Source organism: uncultured Caballeronia sp. (assembly GCF_964243625.1).
GTDB lineage: Bacteria > Pseudomonadota > Gammaproteobacteria > Burkholderiales > Burkholderiaceae > Caballeronia.
In genome coordinates, this window is record NZ_CAXTGZ010000032.1 from 1 (window position 1) to 22,390 (window position 22,390).

Consider the following 22,390-nt stretch of genomic DNA (forward strand, 5'->3'; position numbering starts at 1 on the left):
GTGCGGCGGAATTCTTGGACTACCAGGAGGTAGTTCATGTATTCATACGAAGACCCAATCACCATGACGATGCGCGAGTTGGACCGGTTTAAAGTGATTTAGTGCGTGGTCGACGGGCAACTCAAGCGTCGTCGGCAACCAACGGCATTCGGCAGCCGGTAAAGGTCGACGACCATGCGTTCCCCATCGAGTTTCTCGATGCATGCGCGAACGCCTATGCGTTCACGTTCGGTTAAAAAGAATCACGCGGCTTCCTCACACGCACGCATAACAAAGCCGCCACGGCGAGCGCTGCGGCTGCAGTTTCGAGCGACGTCGAGAACGAATGATGCGATGCATACATCGTATTCGCGACAAGCGGTCCGACGATCTGCCCGACACCAAAACACGCGGTCATCATCGCGAGGATGCTGATGCGCATGGTGTGCGCGACCCGGCGCGCGGCGAGCATCGCGATGGTTGCGGTCCCCATGAACGTCCCGCCCACGATCAGCGCGCTGCCGAGATAACCCACCTGATTGGCAAACACGACCGGCAATACAACGCCCACCGCTTGCAACGCAAGATTGAGAAACAGCGCGCGCCGTGTTCCAAGCCGCATGTGGACCGCGTGCCAGATGAAGCACGAAGGAATCGCGCCCAGACCGAACAACGCCCAGACCTGAATCGGATCGATCGAGCCGATCGCGTCCCTCACGAACAACGGCAAGTAGGTCGCGGTGATGATGTAGCCAAAGCCCGCAAGTCCGTAGAGTGCGATCAGCGGTCCCGCTCCGAGCGCCGGAAAGGACTCGTGTCCATGCAAAGCGGCACGCGTGCCGGAGTCGTGAAGCGGACGTGGATCGAGACCCGGCAATGCGATGGCGCCAAGGATCAGCGCGCCCGCCGCCAGCACCCACCACAGTCCTGCGCTGTGCAGGCCGGAACTGCGTCCGGCGACGAGCATCTCGGATGACAGCACGATCCCGATGCCGACACCCGCATACAGCATCGGCGCACCGCGCGTGTGACCGCGATGTTGCAAGAGCCAGAGCGACGCCGCGACCATGGTGACCGCGCTGACGGCGCCGGTGATCCCGCGCATCGCGATGATGAGCCAGGGCGCATCCAGCAGCGCCGTCACCCCGAGACAAACTGCAATACCGGCAAGCGCAAGCATGCACAACCTGCGCGAGTGTCGCGGATGCACGGCCGCGGTCAGCAGCGCGCCGATCAGGTACCCCGCATAGTTGGCCGACGCGGCGAGCGTTCCCTGGTGCACGCTCAGCACGGCATCGCTGACCATGACCGGGTAGATGCCCGTGAACGCAAAGCGCCCGAATCCCATTCCGACTGCCATGACGAGGGCGGCCACCATCGCCGCCATGCCCTGGCTTGCAGTCGATGAAACCTGCCGTATCGTGCTCATGACACTTTCTCCTTCGCCGACAACTGCTTCGACATGAATGGCGTGAGCGCCTCGCGCAGTGCGTTGAACGCTGGCGTCTGATAACCCTTTCGATGAACCAGCCACGTGTCCACTTTCGCCACGACATGCGTGCGGAACTTCGGCGGTTCGCGCAGCAACTCCAGCACGCTGCGCGGCACAAGGGACACACAACCGCCCGCAGCAACGCACGCAAGCATGCTGTGATACGAACCGACCTCCTGGATGTCCAGCAGCGCTGCGCCCTGCCCGAGCCACTCTTCGGCGAGCACGCGATAGCTGCAGCCCTGCGCAAACGCGGCGAGCGAACGCACGGTGACGTCCCCACCCTTCCGAACGACGCCATGTCCGGGCGGCAACACGAGCAAGATCTCCTCGCGAAAAACCGCTTCGCCATGAAGTCCTGCGGCATCGAGATCCATTGCCGACGCCATGTCGCCACAGGGCGGCAACGCCGCAAACGCGCAATCGACAAGACCGCTGCCGACCTGTTCGAGCAACTGCCTGGAAGGCGCGGTCGAAATCCGCAACTGAACATCCGGGTACTGCACGTGAAGCGCCGCAAGCGGTCCGGGCAACCGCGCCGCAGCCGTGCTTTCCATGGTGCCGATCCTGAGCGTGCCTGACGGCGCTTGCGGGGCAAGCACCTGCCGCGCTTCGTCGGCGAGAGCGAGCATGCGGTTCGCATAACCGAGAAAGCGTTCGCCTTCTGCGCTGAGCGTCAGGCGGTTGCCGTCGCGCCGGAATAGCGCAACGCCGAGCTCTTCTTCAAGCTGCTGGATTCGGGTCGTGACGTTCGACTGCACGCGGCCCAGCCGTTTGGCGGCCCGGGTCACGCTCAGTTCGGCGGCAACGACACAAAAAATATCGAGAGTCGTATGGTCCACGTGAATCTCTATTTGAGAACGATGTAAACATAATATTCCCAAATAGAGATAATATGCAAGTCAGGTATTTCTTTTTCCGGTCATTGACCGGACGTCTTCCCGAACCATCGAGGTTTTTATGGATCAGCACGCAACCGTCTTGCCCAGCTATGCCGAACGCAACGCACCTTATTGGCGGCGCAACCTGTTTGTGTGCGTCTTCGGCTCTTTCACCACGCTGCTGAGCTTGAGCATGTTGCTGCCGTTCTTGCCGCTCTACGTCGAGCAACTGGGCGTGCATACGCCCTCCGCGATCGTTCAGTGGTCTGGCGTTGCCTTTGGCGCAACGTTTTTTGGTACCGCGATCACCGCGCCGCTCTGGGGGCGTCTCGCGGACCGTTATGGACGAAAGCCGATGCTGATTCGCGCGGCCGTCGGCATGGCTATCGTGATGTCGATGATCGGGCTCGCGCACAACCTGACCGAGCTTGTCGTGCTGCGGCTGATCGCGGGGTTGATCGGCGGTTATGCGTCGGCATCGATAGTCATGGTCGGCACGCAAGTGCCGCGTGAACGCTCGGGATGGGCGCTCGGCGTACTGTCTACCGGCGCGCTTGCGGGCAGTCTCATCGGGCCGCTCGTGGGCGGTTTCCTGCCGACATGGGTGGGCATCCGCGGCACGTTTTTCGTGGGCGGCGCAATCATCGCGGTCGCGGCAGTGCTGACCATCGTCGTGGTGCGCGAGGATTTCGACCGCACGGCCGATACGAAAAAGCGCATCGACGTTGCAAGCGCATCGCTGCCATCGATGAAGCGCGGGGTGATCCTCATATTGCTCCTGACAGCAATGATGGTGCTGCTTGCAAACATGTCGATCGAGCCGATCATCACCGTGTATATCGGCCAGCTTGGTGTGCCGCGCGATTATGTTGCGCGCATGGCGGGCATCGTGATGGCGGCCTCGGCGTTCGGCAGCATGTTGACCGCCGCGCGTCTTGGCGCGCTTGCCGATCGCATCGGCAGCGCGAAGGTGATCACAGGGTGCCTGGTTGCCACGGCCGTGGTCCTGGTGCCGCAGGCGTTCGTCACGCAATGGTGGCAGCTCGCCATTCTTCGCGGCCTGATGGGTATGACGCTCGCGGGTTTGCTGCCATCGATTGCAAAGGAAGTCCGGCACGCCGTCGCCGATCACAACTCAGGCAAGACGCTCGGGTATCTGCAATCCGCGCAGTTCAGCGGACAAGTGATCGGCCCGTTGATCGGCGGACAGATCGGCGCGCATGTCAGTTTGCGCGCCGTGTTTTTCGTGACCTCCTCCTTGCTGCTTGTTTGCGCGGGTTTGAATCGATGGGTGCGACGCGCGTCATGAAGCGGATCGCTAATCGAACTCAGCCGCCGAATTGCGCGTTCAATGTCTTGCCTGGCGCCGCGCCTTCGAACCCGTCGAACCGTCCTTTGGCGAGCGACTCCGCCGCGCGCATGAAACCGCCCCAGGCTGCGCGGGCCAGTCCGCCGCCCACGCTCACCCGGCGCACGCCGAGCGCGGCAATCTCCTGGATGGTGAAGTCGCTCACCGATCCCACCAGCAGGTTCACCGGCTTCGGCGCAACCGCGGCCACCACGGCCGCAATCTGCTCGCGCGTGGTGATCCCCGGCGCATACAGACAATCCGCGCCCGCGTCCGAATACGCCTTCAATCTCGCGATGGTGTCTTCAAGGTCCGGCCGTCCCGCAAAAAAATTCTCGGCGCGTCCGACGAGCAACGTATCGCCACCGGTTGCATCGATAGCCTTTCGTGCCGCGTGCATCCGCTCGACCGCAATATCGATGCTGAACAGCGGCTCGTCTGCGTTGCCGGTCGAATCTTCAATCGATAATCCCGCAACACCGGTCGCAACCGCAAGCCGCACGCTTTCGGCGACGCCGTTGGCATCGGACGCGTAACCGTTTTCGAAGTCTGCGTTGACCGGTAAATCCGTCGATGCAACCATGTCCCGCAAATGCGCCAGGATCAGGTCACGCGCCACGGTATTGTCGGCCTGCCCGAGCGACCACGCGAAGCCGGAACTGGTCGTGGCGAGCGCCTTGAACCCGAGGCCCTCAAGATACCGGGCGCTGCCGGCGTCCCAGGGATTCGGAAGCATGAAGCAGCCTTGTTCATGAAGCGCACGGAAGGCAGCACGTTTTTCGGCGATGGAGCGGCTCATTTGAAGTCTCATTGTTTGGCGCATGCATAAGTCGGGCGGATGCCCTGAGCTGAATACTAAGCGCTTCGCGCGCATATGCAATGTTCAAGCCGCCTATGTCCCAATCGATACAAACAACTGCACCATCGGCGCCTTTGATCCACCCGGCACCGGTGCACGCAGCGGCACGCCATACGTGCCGCGCAAATCCACATGACGCGACCACTGGACGCGCAAACCCGCACCCACGCTCACCAGCGATCCGTTGCTCGCTTCCGCCGGCTGGTCGATGCGGTTCCACGCGTGCCCGGCATCGAGAAAGACGAAGGGCTGCATCGCGATACTGCTTGCGCCTATGGGTATGCCCGGCGTACGCACTTCCGTCTGCACGTTCCATCCGCGGTCGCCCAGCACCACATACGGGTCGTATCCGCGCACGCTGGTCTCGCCGCCCAGCCCAAGTTCCTCGCTCGGCAGCAAGGTATTCGGCGTCCACTGAAACGTGCCACGCGCGCTGAAAGCGAAGCCTGCGCCAAGCGCGAAGTCGTGTTGGCCGCCAAGCTGCAAGTACGCATATCGAGCGGTTGCGCCTTGTCGCGCGGTGGTGAATGCAGTATCGCTATTGTCTGAATCGAGCCCGCCCGGACTTGCCACGAGCGTGACGTTCGCACGCGCCAGTCCGAAATCATCGGGCTTGCTGATCGAGTACGAAGCCAGGAACTGATGCACGTGCACATTCGAATTGAAGACCTGGAAACCGCCGAACTCGAGATCGTTGTTGGTTCGCTTGAAGTCGTAACCGAACTGCATCTGCTGATTCCAGTCCCCGGCCGGCGGCAATAGCCAGTCGTATCGGATACTTGCTTGCGCGGAGATGCCGGTCTGGCCGTAGCTGTCGGGCAGCCTCGGCGTGCTTTGGGCATAGACCCCGAACAGTTCAATGCGGTCATGCCACGGCAACGGCGCTGAATAGCTCAGCGAATGCGCCATGAAGCGCGCGCGATCCGGACGCCCTTCTATGTCGGGATTGCCGCTGAAAATATCGTTGCTCGCGGTGAATTGATACGCGATCTGCTGATCGAGCCCAAACAGATTCCCATAGTCGATGCCGGCAAAAAAGCGGTCGCGGCCGAGTTGCGGAACGCCGGCGTTATCGTAACCGGCGTTGAAGCGCAGCGGCAGGCGGTCATCGGTTTGAAGAAGGACATCGGTGGAATTTGCGGCCGTGCCCGGCGCGTAGACTACATCGACGCTCCGGTACGGATTTGCGTTGAGCATCGCGAGCCCCGCCGCAACCTGCGATTGCAGGATCGGCTCGCCGGGACGCAGCGGCATCTCGCTTGTCAACACGGCATCGGAGAAATAGCGGTTCCCGCTTGCACGCACTTGCCCAAGCCGAAACTCGGCAATCGCGATATGCACCACGCCGTTGGTCACGTCTTGCTCGGGCACGAAAACATCGACGAGCGGTTTGCCCGCAGCACGATACTGCGCGACGACCGCACGGCGGATCTGCGCGAGGCGCTCGAAGGTAAGCGGCTTGCCGATGTCGGGCTGGAAGGTCTGCAGGAAGGCGGCATCGAGAACGGGAAGTCCTTCGGCGCTGATCTGTGCTTGCGGCGCCGATGTGTCAGACGTACCAGCCGGCACGAAGATCAAGGCCGCAAGCGACGGCACCGCGACTTGCGTAGCCTGCGGCATCTCAACGGCCTGGGGCGGCGACGCCTCACGCTTGATCATGGAAGGCGGCGTTTGCGGCGCGACATCACGATACGACTGCGCATGTGCGGACACTGAGAGCGCAGCCGCGTACGAAGCCGTCAGCAGGCGTCGTACGTTACGCGACATGGCCTGGCGCTCAGTTCTCAATCTGCCGGCGCAACAGGGAATGCGCGGCGCCGGCGGGCGGTCCGAAGCCCGGTACGATGGACGTCGCGATCATTCGGCATACTGATGGAGACGGCATGGTGATCTCCGTGACACGAACGCGGGCGCGCCATGGGGTGGCACACCATCGCATCCGATTAGCCGGTCACCGGGTACCTTGCGCAATCGGCCAAAGGAGAATAGCAGATGGGTCCGAGATGCAAAGCACGTTAATCGGACAATCACTGTTCAAAAAGAGACGAAAGCGCCCTCCGCCAACGTGGGAAACGACCTGATACGAGAGCTCGGCGGATGTTCTTACCGTCCTCATGAGCGTCATGCAAAACCGGTCAAACGGGCTTGCCCTCGCTCGATGCCCAGTTCGGCATCAGCGTGTTGGTCGGGAGGGTTTCATCGATCATCTTTTTGGCGGTCTGGATGCCTGCGACAGGCAGACCCGTCGGATCGAGCACGCCGATCTGCACCAGCACCGAAGCCTGATCCCAGTAGATGTGCTCGTTGTAAAGCTTGTCGCCGCGAAACCGGATTACCGCCAGCATGGGGACCTCGAAGTATTTGCCTGTGGGCTTGAGTCCCGGCAACAGCCAGTCGATCTCGCGATCGTGCGTGGCGCAGAACACGAACTCATCGACAACCCGATCCGAGCCGATGGTCCGGGACACCGGAATCAGGCGTGTATCGGCGGGATTGGAATCGACGAAATGGTACTTGTAAAAGCGCTTCAATTGATCATGACCGACACCGCCCGTCATGGTCGGAACGTGGTTCACGTAAGGCTCGGCCACCATGGTCGGCATGACGGCGTCGACGTCGCGCGTGCCGAACTCGTAGTAGCAATGCATCTCCCACAGGCGGTTCAGGTCGTACACGGGACCCAGCACCTTGCGCAGCAATGACAGGGTCCGCGAATAGGCCATCAGGGCCGCGGGTTTGTCGTAGTGATCGCGCTCGGGCGTGGCGAAGGCGTGATCGCAACCCGCGTAGACGTAATGCTCGATCAGCGGTTTGCCCGCAAACGCGGCTTCGAGTTTCGCGCGGGTTTCAGGCGGCGTGAACGTATCGTTTTCGGCGAAGTGGAAAACCATCGGGCAGCGGATGGTGGCGATCTCGCCGAGATACGCATCGAGGTCCACGCCGTAGTAACTCACCGCGCAGTCCACGTCCATGCTTGCCGCTGTGCGCATCGCGAGACGACCGCCGAGGCAATAGCCGATCACGCCAAGCTTGCCCGCTTGCTCGGGCAGCGCACGCAAAGCAGCGAGTGTCGCGGCGATATCGTCGAGCGCTTGTGATTCGTCGAATCTCGCGTTGAAGTCGAGCGCAGCGGCGAAATCCGCTTCGCCGTAGCCCAATACCACGCCGGGTTTTATGCGCCAGAACAGATCCGGTACGAGCACGACGTAACCTTCTTCGGCGTAACGGTCGGCCATCGACTTCATGTAGTCGTTGATGCCGAAAATTTCCTGGAGCAGTACAAGGCCGGGACCCGAACCTTGCGCGGGTTTCGCGAGATAAGCCGTAAATCGGCCGCCGTCCTGCGCCGTGATTTCAATCGTCTGACTGCTCATGTCGCCCCTTTTGGTTCGCTTGATGAACGATAGTTGCCTCGCGTGAAGCGCATATTGTGCACTGGGTCGATCAAGGAGATCATGCCGGTCAAAATGTTGAACACGCACGCTATAGCCTCATAATTCGACGACCGCACAACGAAAACATTTACCGACCATGCTTATCGACGATCCCGCTACCCTCGCCTCCCTCGAAACCGCGTTCGACGCGTATGAAGTCGCGTTGACCACCAACGATGTCCCGGCGCTCGACACGCTCTTCTGGGACAGTCCGCATACGCTTCGATACGGCGCAACCGAAAACCTGCAAGGTTACGAAGCGATCCGCGAGTTCCGCGCCAAGCGACCGGGCAGCGCGCTGCAACGGACGATCATCGACCGGTCAGTGACGACGTTCGGAACGGAGTTTGGCGTGGCGAACATCACGTTTCACCGCAACGGCGAAACGCGGACCGGCCGCCAATCGCAGACCTGGGCACGTGTTGACGGCGTGTGGAAAGTGGTCGCCGCGCATGTGAGCTGGATGGATGAACCGAAGCCGTGACGTAGACATGCTGCTGGAACGTCTCGGTAATCGAACGCGGCGAGCTTGTCGCCGTGGCCAGGAAGAACGGCACCATCTCGCCCCAATGGCCGGCGAAGATGTTGAGCTTCGGATACTTTTCGAAGAAACCCGCCAGGATGGTTGTGGCATACGCGGTGGGATCGTCCAGCGTCTGCGCGGCCCATCCCGCCATGTGGTGCGCCGGCGCCGGACCTTTCTCAAACGCGCGATGCGGGCAGTGTGCTCAGTATCTCGTGCAGTTCATTGGCAAAGATAACCGGGTCGCTTGCATAGCTCACGTGATGCCCGATCATCTCGATGCAGGGGCAAGGCAGTTCACGCGCCAGTTGGCGTGCCGTCTGCGCGTAGAATGCGTCGCCGCTCGCGCGGCCAACGGCGGTGACCATGGGCACACCACCACGGCGCAATGCATCGAGATCGGGAATGAAACGGTTGATGACATTGAATTCGTGTGCAAGGAAGCGCTCAAAGCCGCCGCTATCCTGATCCGGTGGAGTGATTGCTGCAGAAGGAAGACCAACAAACGATGAGGCGAACAGCTTCATGGCGGGAGCACCACCCTGCGTGCGATAGGTGTCATACACGCTGTCGAAAAACTTTCGCCATATCACGCCGTCCGGCAAGATGTCGCTGACAGGCGGCTCGTGGTCCACCAGCCCTCGAACGAGTTGCGGATGATCCTCTGCCAGCTTCAATGCAATATTGGCGCCGGCGCTGTTGCCGAACACGAACGCCGGTTCACCGCCCATCGCATGGATGACGGCGGCAGCATCCCGGCCTTGTTGCGCCATGTTCATTTCGGCATGTTTGTCGCCGGTACTGCGCGAATTCGCACGGCGGTCGTAACGGACGACTGTGTAGCGATCGGCTAGTTGCGCCGAGAGTCTGATGAAACGACTGCTGTCACCATTTCCCCCGACGATCAATAAAAGCAACGGCCCTTGGCCTTCAACGTCGTAGGCAATCTCTGCATCTTCATTATGGACAGTGGCGGATCGATTCATGCGGAACTCCCTGAGTAATGGCTCGTGATGCCAGCGACGATGAACATGACCGCCGCCAGGACGATCCCAATCATGTGATAAATACCGGATGAGCTCCAATAACTTTATCTAACCGATCAATCAGTTCACCTGACCCTTGAATTTCTGTCATGCGACAGATCACGCGGCTCTGGCCTCCCGCGAGCGCAACGGATGTTCAACCGGGGTATCGAGAACCAGACGCCCGAACTCCTTCGCCGCCAGCGTCTTTTCGCCCTTGCCCCACAGCAGCCTGAACTCGGCTTCGGGCAATGCGGGCAAACCGTATTGCCCATCGATCACGGCGATGCCCGGTTCAAGGTCGTCTCGTGTCAGCACGGTGATCGCAAGGCCGGCCATGACGGCTGCACGAATGCCCGACTGACTCGACGATGTGAACGCCACATGCCAGTCCACGGGCAAGCTATCGAGCGTTTCGACGGCCACGCGCCGGTTCACACAAGGCGCCGGAAAAAACGCCAGCGGCAATGACGCGCCTTCGCGTGCCTCGAACGATTCGGCCGCCGCCCATACAAACCGCGTGCGCCGCAGCACAATGCCTTCGTCGCCACTTCCGTGCTTGTGGCTCTTCACGCACAACACCACCGCGAGATCGAGCTCCTGCGCGGCAACCATCGCTTCCGAATCGATGCTCATGCCAACGCTGACATCGAGCCGCACGTTTGGAAACGCCCGCGAAAATTGCGTCAGCAACACGGGCAGGCGCTCGCCCATGAAGATATCCGGTGCGCCGAACCGCACCACGCCCGATGCCGGTGATGAATGAAAACGCCGCGTGACCGCTTGCATTGCATCGAGGATTTGCGTGGCGTAGCGCAGGAAATCCTCGCCGTCCTCGGTCAGTGTCAGCGTGCGCGTTGTGCGGTAAAGCAGCGGCCTGCCGACCTCTTCTTCCAGGCGCCTGATCTGGTGACTGATGGCAGATTGCGTCAGGTTCAGCCGACGGGCGGCCTTGGTGAAGCCTCCCGCTTCGGTGACGGCGATAAACGCACGCAACAAGCCTGGATCAAGATTCATGGTCGCTCGAATGATGAAGTGATTTACTGGATGATAGTAAATTAAATCATTTCCGTCATGGAGACGAATTGCCGAGAATGGATTTATCCCTTCTTTCGGTAGCTCGTCATGGATGCTTTGCCTCGCGTCACCGCATCAAGGCAACTCGCGCTTACGTTGTTGCTTGCGGCCGTCATAGCCGCAACTTATGGCTTTGGTGTGTACTTGTTTCCGGTTGTCCTGCCCGCGATGAAACACGATCTTGGCTTCGGGTATGCGCAAGCGGGATACATCACCGCAGCCCGGCAAATCGCGAATGTGCTGGTGGCGTTGCTGTCCGGCCTTGCTGCTTCGCGTTTCGGCGCAGCAAGAGTCATGCTGGGGGCCACCGCGTTATCGGCTGTCGGGCTTGCGTGCCTGGCCTTTGCCGATCACACCTGGGTCATGGGAGTTGTGCTTGTTGCACTCAACGCGTTCGCAGCGGCGACGTGGGTGCCCATGATGGCGCTCGTCGCGCCTTTGATCGATGAACGTCATCAAGCGAAAGCCATTGGCGTGATCGGTAGCGGCACCAACTATGGCGTGTTGCTCAACGGGCTCATGGTGCCGGGGTTGATGGCAGCGTGGGGATGGCGTTCCGTGTGGCTTGTGAGCGCGTTGTTCACGGCACTGCTGAGTGTCGTGATCTTGCTGATGTTTGCACGGCTTGGACGGCCGGATACGCGCGTGAAAGCGCAGCCAGGAGTCAAGGGGCCACGGTTCGCCGCGCCGACGCTGTTCTCGCGGCGCTGGCAGCTCGTGTACGCAATCGCGTTGCTCTCGGGCTTCGCCGGCGTGCCGTTCATCACCTATTTCTCGGCTTATGCGCACGATGACCTGCATCTCGGACTCGATGTAACCGCACATGCCTGGGCGCTCGTCGGCTTCGTGGGTGCGGTAAGCGGCCTGACGCTCGGCATGATAGGCGACGCACGATCTTCTGCCTCACAACCGCAACGTGACGGCATGCGCACGGCGCTTGTCAGCGCAGGGATTCTATTGCTGTGCGCGTCGTTGATAGCGGCATCGCGTCCCGGCGTTTATGCGTTGATGATCGCAGCCGTTGCGTTCGGCTTCTCGTTCTTTCCGCTCTTCGGGTTGTTGCATGCGTATGTCGGCAAGACGAGTGAACCGGCGCTCGCGGCTATCGTGTGCGGAATTTGCGAAGCGTCATTCGGTGCAGGGGGCGCGCTCGGTAACGTGCTCGGCGGTTTGTGCAAGAGCGTGGCCGGGTCGTTTCAACCGGTGTATTTTTTCGCGGCAGGCGCGTCCGTCGTGGCAATCGCACTGAGCTGCTTTATGCCGGGCGTGCGGCGAGCGGGATCGACTAATCGATGCACACTCGCCGACGCGCGTTGACGCGCACAAGGAAAACCGCGCGCCATCTGGAATTTCAGGTGATCGCGCCAATCTGCCAGGGCACGAATTCGTTCTGCCCATACCCGTGCACTTCGCTCTTCGACAACGTGCCCGATGCCGTCGCCAGCATCAGTTCGAAGATCTCCTGGCCGAGTTCATCAATGCTCTTTTCGCCATCGAGAATCGAACCGCAGTTCAGATCTATGTCTTCTTCCTGACGCTTCCACAAAGCGGTATTCGTGCTGAACTTGAGCGATGGCGACGGCGCGCATCCGTAAGCCGAGCCGCGTCCGGTCGTGAAGCAGATCAGGTTCGCGCCACCCGCAACCTGCCCCGTCGCGGACACCGGGTCATAACCCGGCGTGTCCATGAACACAAGCCCACGCGCGCTGACATGCTCCGCGTACTTGTAGACATCGACGAGATTGGTCGTGCCGCCCTTCGCCACCGCGCCGAGCGATTTTTCAAGGATGGTTGTAAGGCCCCCCGCCTTGTTGCCCGCCGACGGGTTGTTGTTCAGGTCAGCGTTCATCCGCGCACAATATTCTTCCCACCAGTGAATGCGCTCGACGAGCTTGTCGCCCACTTCCTTCGATACCGCCCGTCGCGTCAGCAAATGCTCCGCGCCGTAAATCTCCGGCGTCTCCGACAGGATCGCCGTGCCGCCATGTGCGACGAGACGATCGACCGCGGCGCCCAGCGCCGGGTTCGCCGTGATCCCCGAATACCCATCCGAGCCGCCGCATTGCAGGCCGATCACGAGGTGGCTGGCATCGACGCGTTCACGCACGACCTCGTTCGCTTCCACGAGCATGACCTTGATCGCCTCGATACCCGCAGCTACCGTGCGCGCGGTGCCGCCCGTTGCCTGAATCGTCATGGTCTTGAGCCGGGCGCCTGTTTCGAGGTGCTGCTCCTGGAGCAAACCGTCGATCTGATTCGTTTCGCAACCGAGGCCGACCAGCAGCACGCCGGCGAAGTTCGCATGCCGCGCGTAGCCGCCGAGCGTGCGGCGAAGCATCTTCAGGGCTTCGCCTTCGGAGTCGACCGCGCAGCCCTGACCATGCGTGAGCGCGACCACGCCATCGACATTCGGAAATGCGGCGAGCGCTTCAGGATGCACATCGCGGCGAAAATAATCGGCGATAGCCCGTGCGGCGGTAGCCGAGCAATTTACCGATGTGAGCACGCCGATATAGTTGCGCGTCGCAATGCGTCCATCGGGACGGCGGATGCCGAGAAAACTTGCGGGCTGCACCGCGTGTTGCGTGGGTTTTGCATCTTCGCCGAACGCGTAGTCGCGATCGAAATCGCCCATTGCGAGGTTATGCACGTGCACGTGTTCGCCGACATCGATGTCGCGCTTCGCAAAGCCGATGATCTGCCCGTAGCGTCGGACGGGTTGCCCTTGCGAGACTGCTTTGACGGCGACCTTGTGCCCCGCCGGGATCAAACCGCGCACGGTGATGTCGCCATCGGCGAGCTGCATGCCCGCGACGAGTTGATGGCGAGCGATGAGGACATCATCGATGGCATTCAGGCGGACCGTCGCAGTGTTTGCAGGAGCAGTTTCAACTACTGGTTTCATAATGCGTATCTCCGTATTTTGCGTGGGGTGCGCGAGGCTCAACGCGATGCCGTTTTCGATGCAGCCAGGTCGCCCGCTTCCTGCCGCCGCCCTTTCATGCCGATGCTCAACAGCAGCAGCACGCCGATCACACCCGCCACCGCAAGCGCGCCCATGCCGGCACGCTGACTCTGAAAGAAGCTTTCGACAGCGGTCTTCAATGTCGGCGCAATGAAACCGCCGAGATTGCCCAACGCACCGATCATCGCGATACCGCTTGCCGCCGCGGTCCCGCTCAAGTACGCCGTAGGCAGTGTCCAGAACAGCGGTTGAACGACCACAAAGCCGACCGTCGCAATGCAGAATGCAAACAGAACGGGGACGAGATGCGTGCCCATCGTCGAGAGGCCAATGCCCGCTGCCGCCATGACCAGCATCACCACCGCGACCTCGCGATGCTTGCCGCGGGCATCGGCGTAACCCGTCACGAAGCGCAACGCGACCAGTGCACAGAACCATGGGATCGCGGTGAGAAAGCCCACCTTCGCGCCAATCGCGGTCCCCGTCAATTCGGATATACGCGTCGGCAGATAGAAGATCACGCCATACACGCTGACCTGGATCGCAAAGTAAATGGCGACAAAACGCAGTACGTTCCAGTTCGCGAGCGCGGCAAGCGCGGTCGACGGACCATGGGCGACCTTCAGCCGGTCCTCCGCGGCGATCGCCGATTCGAGCGCATCTTTTTCGGCATCGGTCAGCCATTTCGCCTGACGCGGTTTGCTCACGAGATAGAAGAATGCGATCACGCCGACCACGGAAGCCGCGAGCCCTTCGATCAGGAACATCCATTGCCAGTTGCGCAGCCCGAGCAAACCGCCCATGACTTCCATGAGGTAGCCGGATAACGGACTGCCGAGCACGAGTGCGACCGGGACGCCGAAATAATAGATTCCGAGCGCCTTGCCGCGTTCGCGTGCTGGAAACCAGTAGGTCGAATAAAGGATCACGCCGGGCGAAAACCCCGCTTCGGCGACGCCGAGAATGAAGCGCAGCACATAGAACGCGGTCTCGTTGTGCGCGAACATCATGGCCGCCGACGCCAGCCCCCACGTCACCATGATGCGGCTCAGCCAGACCTTTGCACCCACGCGATGCAGCATCATGTTGCTCGGAATCTCGAACACCGCATAACCGATGAAGAAGATCCCGGCGCCCAGCGCAAACGCTGCGTTGCCGATATTGGAATCGACCTGCAGCGCCTGCTTGACGAAGCCGACGTTGGAGCGGTCTAGCATGGAAAGCGCGAACATCAGCGCGAGAAATGGCGTGAGGCGCAGTCGCGCCTTGCGCACGGCGCTCGCCAACGGCTGGGACGAGAGGGCCTGAGTCTGCATGTGTGTTGTCTCCATCGTGAGGACGCCGGATCTGCCCGGTCTATTTCATCTGGCACCACTCTATGCATTGGCGCGATAAACATCCAATCGATTATTGACTACAATCGATTCCATCCGGTTATGAGTAGATGCAGGTTTACCCTTCACTCGTCCCTATGTCCCGACCTTCGTCACTGCTTCCATCGACCGTCCTCGCCCGCCTGCGCTACCGGCACCTGCAATTGCTCGACATCCTCGGCCGCACGCGCAACATGCGGATCACCGCCGAGCAGATGCACATGACACAGCCTGCCGCCACGAAAATCCTGGGCGATATAGAAGGCTTGCTGGACGCGCCGCTCTTCGAACGCCTGCCGCGCGAGATGCGGCCGACCGAGCTGGGGCATCTCGCGCTGCGTTATGCGAACACCGCGCTGGGCGACCTCGGGCGCTTCGTGAGCGAATTCACGACGTTGAAAAACGGCGGATATGGGCACATCACGGTCGGCGCTATATCGGCGTCGGCGGCGCAACTGGTGACGGCGGGTATCGGGGAGATCCGGCGGCAACGGCCGCAACTCGTCGTGAAGCTGTTTGAACTCAGCAGCGATCAGCTTGCAATCTGGCTCGATGAAAAAAAGATCGACGTGATGGTCGGCCGTCTGACCGAGCCGCGTCATCATGCGTTGTTCGACTTCGAGGTGCTCGCGGCGGAGCCGGTTTGCGTGGTGGCAGGAAGCCATCATCCATTATTGAAAAAGCGGAAGCTGGAACTGGCCGATCTCGCGGAATGGCCGTGGATTCTTTATCCGCAGGTAACGGCGATCAGGCAGTTATTAGAGGAGACGTTCGCAGCCGCGGCCATCCCCGTACCGGTCGGGATGGTGGAGCTGACATCGATATTTTCCGCGCTGGAACTCTTGCAGGCGACCGACATGATTTCGCTGCAACCACAAGCCGCCGTCGAGAAGTATGTGAACAATGGCTTGCTGGGACAGCTTCCTGTTCCGATACGCCGCGTCATGACAAGCTATGGGATCGTCACGCGCAAGCACGAATTCCCTGCGCAACCGGTGCAGGAGTTTATCGGCATCTTGCGTTCGCTCGCGGCCGATAAAGAAAAGCCTTGAGCGTTACTTCGATGTCACCTGGACCAGCGCATCGATTGCAATGGCATAGCCCTTCACGCCCAGCCCCACGATAATCCCGCGTGCCGCCGGCGAGATGAACGAGTGATGCCGGAACGATTCGCGCGCATGCACGTTCGAGATATGCAGTTCGATCAACGGAACGCTCGCGCCCTTGATTGCATCGTGTAGCGCGACCGATGTATGCGTATAAGCACCCGGATTCATTACTACGCCCAGCATGGCACCGGCCGCGACCTCGCGCCCGGCCTCATGAATCCAGTCGATCAGCACGCCCTCATGATTCGACTGCCTGCATTCCACCGCGACGCCCAGCTTGTCACCTGCCTGCATGCACAGCGTTTCCACCGTATCGAGCGTGTCATGGCCGTACTGATCGGGCTCGCGCAAACCCAGCAAGTTCAGGTTGGGCCCGTTGATCACCATTACCTTCTTCATGACTTCGCCCTCAGTATTTGATCTGGGAAACTGCGCGCAACTCGTCCGCCGTGGCTGTGCCAAAACCGAAGAATTCCAGATACGCCGGGATCATCTCGAACAGCATGTCGGTGCCGACCTGCACTGCACAGCCCTTCTCTTTGGCTGCATGCAAGAGCGGCGTGTACTCTGACTTCATCACGACCTCGCCCACGAACGTGGACGGTGAAATCCGGTCAATATCGAAAGGCAGCGGATCGTTCGCGTTCATGCCGATAGGCGTTGCATTGACCACCACGTCGTAGCCCGCCGGGTCTTTCGAACCTGTCGTCACTTCGAGCTCGGGATAGTGCTTGCGCAAACGGGCGGCGAGTGCATCGGCGGATGCGCTGCTGGTGTCGAAGAGCGCTAGCGCCGATACCCCGGAGGCCGCCAGCGACGCCGCAATAGCAGAACCCACTCCGCCGCTGCCCAGCACGAATGCACGCGCGCCTTTCAACGGACGGCCCTTGCGTTCGACGCCACGCGTGAAACCGGCGCCATCGAACTGATCGCCGAGCAAGCTTCCATCCGGACGCAGCAGGATGGCGTTGCAAGCGCCCGCAATGCGCGCGGTGGGCGTGAGTTCGTCGACAAGATTCGTAGTCGTCACCTTGTGCGGCATGGTGACCAGCGCGCCGCGAATGTTGCTCAAACGGAAGAGCGACTTCACGAACGCGGCGTAATCGTCAGGCTTGACGCCCATCGGCACCACCACTGCGTCGATGCCCTTCTGCTCGAACCACGGGTTGTAGATCATGGGCGCCTTGAAGGCTTCCGTGGGATAACCCAGGTGCGCAATAAGGGTAGTTTTTCCGCTAATCATCGCTGCATGCCTTAAGAAGTTGGAACTGCGGAACACTCAGTCTGCAATTTCAACGCGGCGAACGTCGCCGACTATGAAGATGTACGACAGCGCGCCAACGAGCGCCGCCGCGCCTACGTACGACAGCGCGTAGAAGAACGAGCCCGTCTTCGCCACGATCAGGCCGATCACCAGCGGCGTAACGATGCCCGCAAGGTTTGCGCAAAAATTGAAGATGCCGCCCGTCAGTCCCATCAGATTTTTTGGCGCGATATCCGAGATCAACGTCCAGCCGAGCCCGACCATGCCTTGCCCGAAGAATGCGATCGAGAGAATGGTGATGACCAGTGCGTCGCTGCTGACGTAGTTCGCGGCAATGATCGTCGATGCCCCCAGCAAGCCGAAGATGATCGGCAACTTGCGTGCAATGTTGGCCGAGCCGGTGCGCTTGAGCAGAAGATCGGAGATCCAGCCGCCGAACATCACGCCGACCGCCGCCGCAAGAAACGGCATCACCGCGAAGAAGCCGACCTTGAGCCAGCCCATGTGACGTTCGGTGGCAAGGTAGGTCGGGAACCACGTCAGGAAAAATACGAGCGTGGTGTTGCCCGCAAACTGCCCGAGGCACGCACCCGCGATCTGACGGCGCTTGAGCAGCTTGCCGACGTTGCCCCACGAGAAAGCCATGGTCTGCTGACCGCCCGCCGGCTCGAGGCCGCCGCCCGCGGAAATGTAGTCGAGCTCAGCCTGGTTCACCGACTTCGAATCATGCGGCTCGCGATAAAACAGCCACCAGACCATCCCGAACACAATGCCGATTACGCCCACCACAATGAACAAGGAGCGCCAGCCGAAGTTGCCCATGATCCAGAACAAGGCCGGCGCAAAACACGCGAGACCGAGGTATTCGCCAACGGTATAAATGCCCGTGGCGCGTGCCCGCTCATGCTGCGGGAACCATGTGGCGACCACGCGGCTGTTAACCGGGAAGCATGGCGCTTCGCTGACGCCGAGCCCGAAGCGAAACAGCAGCAACGACTTGAGTCCGACGGCGAAACCCTGCATCAACGTGAAGAACGACCAGAACGTCAGCGCGAGAAAGTAGGTGACCTTGCTGCCGAAGCGGTCCAGAAAAACGCCGCCCGGAATCTGCGCCAGCGCGTATGTCCAGGAGAAGGCGGAGAAGACGATCCCCATCACGGCGGCATCGATTCCGAGCTCCTTCGTCATGGTCGGCGCTGCAATGCCGAGGACCGTGCGGTCCAGATAGTTGATCATCGTACCGACTGCCAGCAGCGCGAGGATCACGAAGCGCGTGCGCGACCGTGTGCGAACTGCGGCCGGCGCGGCCGTATGAACCGCGTGGGATTGGTGAACGTCTTGCATGACGCGTCTCCTGAATCGAAATATTGGATCCCGCCCTGCGGTTTTATGCGCGAGCGATGTTATTGGACCGGTGGTCCGCCCATTAAAAGCGGTGATGATACCTACGCCGCAGCTCACTGCTGGAAGCCGTTGCTGAAAACTGCCGCTATAACGCTTGATGGACACTTTGATCAGCGTTCCTAATCTATTAAATTGATTTCTTGCTTACGGAAAAAGGCACTGCATGTCCGAGTGCCTTGTTGATCACTCGCCGCTTGTTAGCCGTGCCGGTATGTCGTCACAATAGAGCGAAGGCCGAGTCCGGGCAACGGAATATTAGAAAACACGTATGTTTATCGAACGCATTCGTTCGGTAATCGCGCATTATTCGGGTTTGCACTAGACGGTGCTAGACGTTGACGAATCAGACTTCTCGCGCCTTCCCCAGCGCAATCAGATTCCCTTCGCCGAACCCTTCCCCACCGCGCCGCTCCACGATTTCGAAGAACATGTCCCCGGCCTCGTGCTGGATGAAAGTCTGCAAGAAGAGCAACGGCTTGCCGTCCTCGGCTATACGGCCATCGACGAGAATGCCGCGTGAACGCAATGCCTCCACATCCAGTCCATGACCGGGCAAGCGTGCATCGAGTTGTTCGTAGTATTTTGCCGGCGGCTGCACGAAGCGCATGCCGCGTGCACGCAAGATGTCGACGGAAGCAAAGATATTCTTCGATGCCAGTGCGATATGCTGCACGCCTTCGCCGCTGTGATCGGGCAGATAGTCCTGCATCAGGCTCGTACGGTACGTGCCTTCTTCATACACCGGAATGCTGAACGTCTGGCATGGCGAGACGATCACGGGCAGATCCTGTGCGACTTTCCAGTCGGGATGTATTGCGTGGATCTCCTTGAAATGGAGCACCTGGAGATAGAACTCCAGCCAGTCCGGAAGCCGGCCAGCCCCAACGGTCTGCGTAAAGTGATCGACCTTGACGAGCCCTGCGTCGTTGTCATGCAATGCAGATCTTGTGGTCTGTGCATCGAGCCATTTGAAATCGATGTCGTAGATGGACTTCGCTTTCTCGCTCGGTGGCGCGTCCCGGCCCTCCCAATGATCCACGAAATAAATATGCGAGTCGCCAATGCCCTGGATCGCGGGAATCATCAACTCGTTCGGTCCAAGCCGTTCGCCTTCGAAATCCCAGGCCCCAAACTCGACGGCGCGTTCGTGCGAGATAGGCGCATCCAGCACGCGAAGGCCGATTGCACATATGCCCACGCCATGCGTCTGCGCAAAGCGGGTGGCGAACGAATCGTCGTCGGCGTTGACGAGGAAATTCATGTTCCCTTGCCGGTACAGCGTGACGTCCTTGCTGATATGGCGGGCAACCTGCGTAAAACCGAGTTGCTCGAAGAGCGCACGCAGCCGGTCAGGATCCGGGCTGGAAAACTCGACAAATTCGAGGCCGGCGACGCCGAGGGGGTTGTCGCCCTGCAGCATTTGCGCCGAGGCAGCGCCAGGCAGGGAAGCATCGTTGTTCATCGAAAATCACCTCAGAGAAAGTCCGCTCACATTCGCCTGAGGCCTGGTCATCCGTAATGTCCGATGTCCAGTCGCAGCAAGCGCGTGAACAGATTATCGCCTCAGGCGGCGAGGCGTCAAACTCTCTGCACGTGTCCCTATGCCTGCGCGCGCCGCTGCGCATGGGCGGCAAGGCGCACGGGCGCGTTCGCCGCGCCGTATCCTTCGTAGCCGCCACGGCGTTCCACGATCTCGAGGAAAAAGCGTTCGTTGAATTGCTCCGTGTAAACGTGTAGAAACTCTCCGCCATCGGGATCGCGATCATAAAGAATGCCGCCTTCGCACATGCGCTCGATCTGCGTATCGTCGAATCCAAAACGGGCTTGCAGGTCGTCGTAGTAGTTGCGCGGAATGCGCAGCAACGGCACGCCTTGCGTACGCAACGCAGCGACGGTCGCAAAGATATCGCGGGTCGCGAACGCGACGTGATTGAGCCCCGAGCCGTGGTACTTAGAGAGCGATTCAACCACCGATGTATGCCGGTCTGCCGACGCATTCAGCACGATCCGCACAGACCCGTCGCGACTGCGCAACGACCGGCTTCTGACAAGGCCGTACGGGTCCGGCAAGAGCACGGAAGCTTCTGCATCAAAACCGAAGGTAGCCTTGAAGTACAGCACCCACGTGTCGAGCGTATCGGCGGGGAGGTTCAGGCAAACGTGGTCAATACACTGCAGCGGATCCGCACCGCTCTTGCTTTCGATATTGCCGAGATTGAAATCGGTTTCGTAAAGCGTGGGTTCGCCGGGCGCTTCATCGACAAAATATTGCAGGCTTCCATCCGGCGCCTGCACGCTCGGCACCACGCGTTCGTTCGGCCCCACCCTGCCTGAAAACGGGACGAAGCCGAATGCCGCTGCGCGCTCGAAGGCTTGCGCAGCATTGTCGACCCGATACGCCGATGCACACACGGACAACCCATGCGCCTCATGAAACTCGCTCGCAAACGAGTTGGCCTCTTCGTTGAGCAGAATGCTCGCGTCGCCCTGCACGTAGAGCGTCACCTGCTTCGACCGGTGCCGCCCCGCTGCGCGAAATCCCATGCGTTCAAGCCATTGTGAGAGCGTCCGGCCGCTGTTTGCATCGACGGCGAATTCGAGAAACTGGAAGCCTGCGTGCGCAGGCGCGGCCGGCGGATGGAACAACGTCTCCTTCGAAGCCCCCGCGCATTGCTCCTCGAGAAAGAGCAGCGAACGATAACCATCGACAGCAGTCGCCGCATTGGGCGCTGCGCGAAAGCCATCGTTGAAGATTTCGAGCGACAGGGGTCCCGCGTAACCCGATGCCAGCACTGCACGCGTGAAGGCCGTCACATCCAGATCGCCTTGCCCGGGAAAACAGCGGTAATGGCGGCTCCATTCGAGCACGTCCATTGCCATTCTGGGGGCATCGGCGATCTGCACGAACGTGATGCGATCGGCGGGGATGCTGGCGATTTCATCAAGCGAATCGCCTATGGACAGCGTATGGAAGCTATCGAGAATCAGGCCGAGGTTGGCGTGATCGAGCGTATTGACCAGGCGCCATGCGTGCTTGTAGGAGTTGACATGCCGGCCCCACGCGAGCGCTTCGTAACCTGCGATCACGCCTTCGGCGCGCGCAAGGTCGGCGAACTTTCCGAGCTGATCGATGATCAGCGCATCGTCGCGGATCGTATCTGGTGATGCATTGCTGCAGACCAGAATGCGATCCGTGCCCAGTTGATGCATCAGGTCGAACTTGCGGCGGGCGCGTTCGAGGTTGCGCGCGAGTTTGTCGGCGCTGACGCCTTCGAAGTCGCGGAACGGCTGGTACAGCATGATCCTGAGTCCGAGATCGGCGCAGATGCGTTTGACGTCAGCGGGAGAACCGTCGAAGTAAAGGAGATCGTTTTCGAAGATTTCGACACCGTCGAAGCTGGCTGCGCTGATGGCTTTCAGCTTTTCGATGAGCGTACCGCTGATGGATACTGTGGCGATGGATCTTTGCACGGAAGTCTCGGTGTGGTTGTTCGGGCGGTTTTTTATGCTGGCGCTTGAGTCGCGGGGTTCGGTACAGTGGGCGGGGGTGATGCCGGGTTGTTGCTTCTTACGCTACCGCGCGGTCTGTTCTAGCTGATTTTTTTAGCACTATTAGCCACTGTCCGTGGCGGGACTTCATTTCACGGGTTTTGCGCT

At 60.5% G+C, this 22,390-nt stretch carries 18 protein-coding genes; 4 read left to right on the top strand and 14 right to left on the bottom strand.

From position 1 onward, the window contains the following. Nucleotides 1-232: 232 nt before the first annotated feature. Both ACFFAR_RS03795 and ACFFAR_RS03800 read right to left on the bottom strand, forming a co-directional pair. Nucleotides 233-1,408, bottom strand: coding sequence for a YbfB/YjiJ family MFS transporter (locus ACFFAR_RS03795; protein WP_174364205.1), 1,176 nt, complete (start codon nucleotides 1,406-1,408; stop codon nucleotides 233-235). Beyond that, nucleotides 1,405-2,313 carry a LysR substrate-binding domain-containing protein gene (locus ACFFAR_RS03800; protein ID WP_174364204.1) on the bottom strand — a complete coding sequence of 303 codons (909 nt, stop codon included), beginning with the start codon at nucleotides 2,311-2,313 and terminating at the stop codon, nucleotides 1,405-1,407. The genes ACFFAR_RS03795 and ACFFAR_RS03800 overlap by 4 nt, the downstream gene beginning before the upstream one ends. A gap of 118 nt (nucleotides 2,314-2,431) precedes the next feature. Here ACFFAR_RS03800 and ACFFAR_RS03805 point away from each other — a divergent pair, with 118 nt between their 5' ends. Next, nucleotides 2,432-3,661, top strand: coding sequence for an MFS transporter (locus ACFFAR_RS03805; protein WP_174364203.1), 1,230 nt, complete (start codon nucleotides 2,432-2,434; stop codon nucleotides 3,659-3,661). 19 nt (nucleotides 3,662-3,680) lie between these two features. Here ACFFAR_RS03805 and ACFFAR_RS03810 read toward each other — a convergent pair whose 3' ends face one another. The 3 genes from ACFFAR_RS03810 to ACFFAR_RS03820 form a co-directional block, all read right to left on the bottom strand. Further along, nucleotides 3,681-4,499: an oxaloacetate decarboxylase gene (locus tag ACFFAR_RS03810; protein WP_375507542.1), complete on the bottom strand. Its 819-nt coding sequence runs from the start codon at nucleotides 4,497-4,499 to the stop codon at nucleotides 3,681-3,683. A gap of 93 nt (nucleotides 4,500-4,592) precedes the next feature. Next, nucleotides 4,593-6,326, bottom strand: coding sequence for a ShlB/FhaC/HecB family hemolysin secretion/activation protein (locus ACFFAR_RS03815; RefSeq protein ID WP_375507543.1), 1,734 nt, complete (start codon nucleotides 6,324-6,326; stop codon nucleotides 4,593-4,595). A gap of 368 nt (nucleotides 6,327-6,694) precedes the next feature. Continuing rightward, complete coding sequence (locus tag ACFFAR_RS03820) at nucleotides 6,695-7,933, bottom strand: dienelactone hydrolase family protein (RefSeq protein ID WP_174363334.1); 1,239 nt, start codon at nucleotides 7,931-7,933, stop codon at nucleotides 6,695-6,697. Between the two features lie 157 nt (nucleotides 7,934-8,090). Between ACFFAR_RS03820 and hpxZ the strand changes: the two genes are divergently transcribed. After that, nucleotides 8,091-8,477 carry an oxalurate catabolism protein HpxZ gene (gene hpxZ / locus ACFFAR_RS03825; protein WP_174363335.1) on the top strand — a complete coding sequence of 129 codons (387 nt, stop codon included), beginning with the start codon at nucleotides 8,091-8,093 and terminating at the stop codon, nucleotides 8,475-8,477. A 218-nt stretch (nucleotides 8,478-8,695) separates the two neighbouring features. Here hpxZ and ACFFAR_RS03830 read toward each other — a convergent pair whose 3' ends face one another. Continuing rightward, complete coding sequence (locus tag ACFFAR_RS03830; RefSeq protein ID WP_174363336.1) at nucleotides 8,696-9,502, bottom strand: alpha/beta fold hydrolase; 807 nt, start codon at nucleotides 9,500-9,502, stop codon at nucleotides 8,696-8,698. Between the two features lie 159 nt (nucleotides 9,503-9,661). Next, nucleotides 9,662-10,558, bottom strand: a complete 897-nt coding sequence (locus tag ACFFAR_RS03835; protein WP_174363337.1) for a LysR family transcriptional regulator — start codon at nucleotides 10,556-10,558, stop codon at nucleotides 9,662-9,664. A 108-nt stretch (nucleotides 10,559-10,666) separates the two neighbouring features. Between ACFFAR_RS03835 and ACFFAR_RS03840 the strand changes: the two genes are divergently transcribed. Then, nucleotides 10,667-11,935, top strand: a complete 1,269-nt coding sequence (locus ACFFAR_RS03840) for an MFS transporter (protein WP_174363338.1) — start codon at nucleotides 10,667-10,669, stop codon at nucleotides 11,933-11,935. A gap of 34 nt (nucleotides 11,936-11,969) precedes the next feature. Here ACFFAR_RS03840 and ACFFAR_RS03845 read toward each other — a convergent pair whose 3' ends face one another. Both ACFFAR_RS03845 and ACFFAR_RS03850 read right to left on the bottom strand, forming a co-directional pair. After that, nucleotides 11,970-13,523, bottom strand: coding sequence for a UxaA family hydrolase (locus tag ACFFAR_RS03845; protein WP_062000848.1), 1,554 nt, complete (start codon nucleotides 13,521-13,523; stop codon nucleotides 11,970-11,972). Nucleotides 13,524-13,561: 38 nt separating this feature from the next. Continuing rightward, nucleotides 13,562-14,899 carry an MFS transporter gene (locus tag ACFFAR_RS03850; RefSeq protein ID WP_174363339.1) on the bottom strand — a complete coding sequence of 446 codons (1,338 nt, stop codon included), beginning with the start codon at nucleotides 14,897-14,899 and terminating at the stop codon, nucleotides 13,562-13,564. Between the two features lie 155 nt (nucleotides 14,900-15,054). Between ACFFAR_RS03850 and ACFFAR_RS03855 the strand changes: the two genes are divergently transcribed. Then, nucleotides 15,055-16,008: a LysR family transcriptional regulator gene (locus tag ACFFAR_RS03855; RefSeq protein WP_375507544.1), complete on the top strand. Its 954-nt coding sequence runs from the start codon at nucleotides 15,055-15,057 to the stop codon at nucleotides 16,006-16,008. 3 nt (nucleotides 16,009-16,011) lie between these two features. Here the strand turns inward: ACFFAR_RS03855 and aroQ are convergent, their stop codons facing one another. The 5 genes from aroQ to ACFFAR_RS03880 all read right to left on the bottom strand — a co-directional run bounded on the left by aroQ (nucleotide 16,012) and on the right by ACFFAR_RS03880 (nucleotide 22,204). After that, nucleotides 16,012-16,464, bottom strand: a complete 453-nt coding sequence (gene aroQ / locus ACFFAR_RS03860) for a type II 3-dehydroquinate dehydratase (RefSeq protein WP_075359726.1) — start codon at nucleotides 16,462-16,464, stop codon at nucleotides 16,012-16,014. Between the two features lie 10 nt (nucleotides 16,465-16,474). Continuing rightward, on the bottom strand, nucleotides 16,475-17,308 hold the full coding sequence (locus ACFFAR_RS03865) for a shikimate dehydrogenase (RefSeq protein ID WP_174363712.1): 834 nt from the start codon (nucleotides 17,306-17,308) through the stop codon (nucleotides 16,475-16,477). 36 nt (nucleotides 17,309-17,344) lie between these two features. After that, nucleotides 17,345-18,673 (bottom strand): MFS transporter, encoded by a 1,329-nt coding sequence (locus ACFFAR_RS03870; protein WP_061999418.1) that lies wholly within the window; start codon nucleotides 18,671-18,673, stop codon nucleotides 17,345-17,347. A 403-nt stretch (nucleotides 18,674-19,076) separates the two neighbouring features. Next, nucleotides 19,077-20,195 carry a 4-hydroxyphenylpyruvate dioxygenase family protein gene (locus tag ACFFAR_RS03875; RefSeq protein WP_061999419.1) on the bottom strand — a complete coding sequence of 373 codons (1,119 nt, stop codon included), beginning with the start codon at nucleotides 20,193-20,195 and terminating at the stop codon, nucleotides 19,077-19,079. Nucleotides 20,196-20,332: 137 nt separating this feature from the next. Continuing rightward, the gene (locus ACFFAR_RS03880) at nucleotides 20,333-22,204 is read right to left on the bottom strand and encodes a TIM barrel protein (RefSeq protein ID WP_174363711.1); all 1,872 of its coding nucleotides are present in this window, start codon (nucleotides 22,202-22,204) and stop codon (nucleotides 20,333-20,335) included. Between the last annotated feature and the right edge of the window lie 186 nt (nucleotides 22,205-22,390).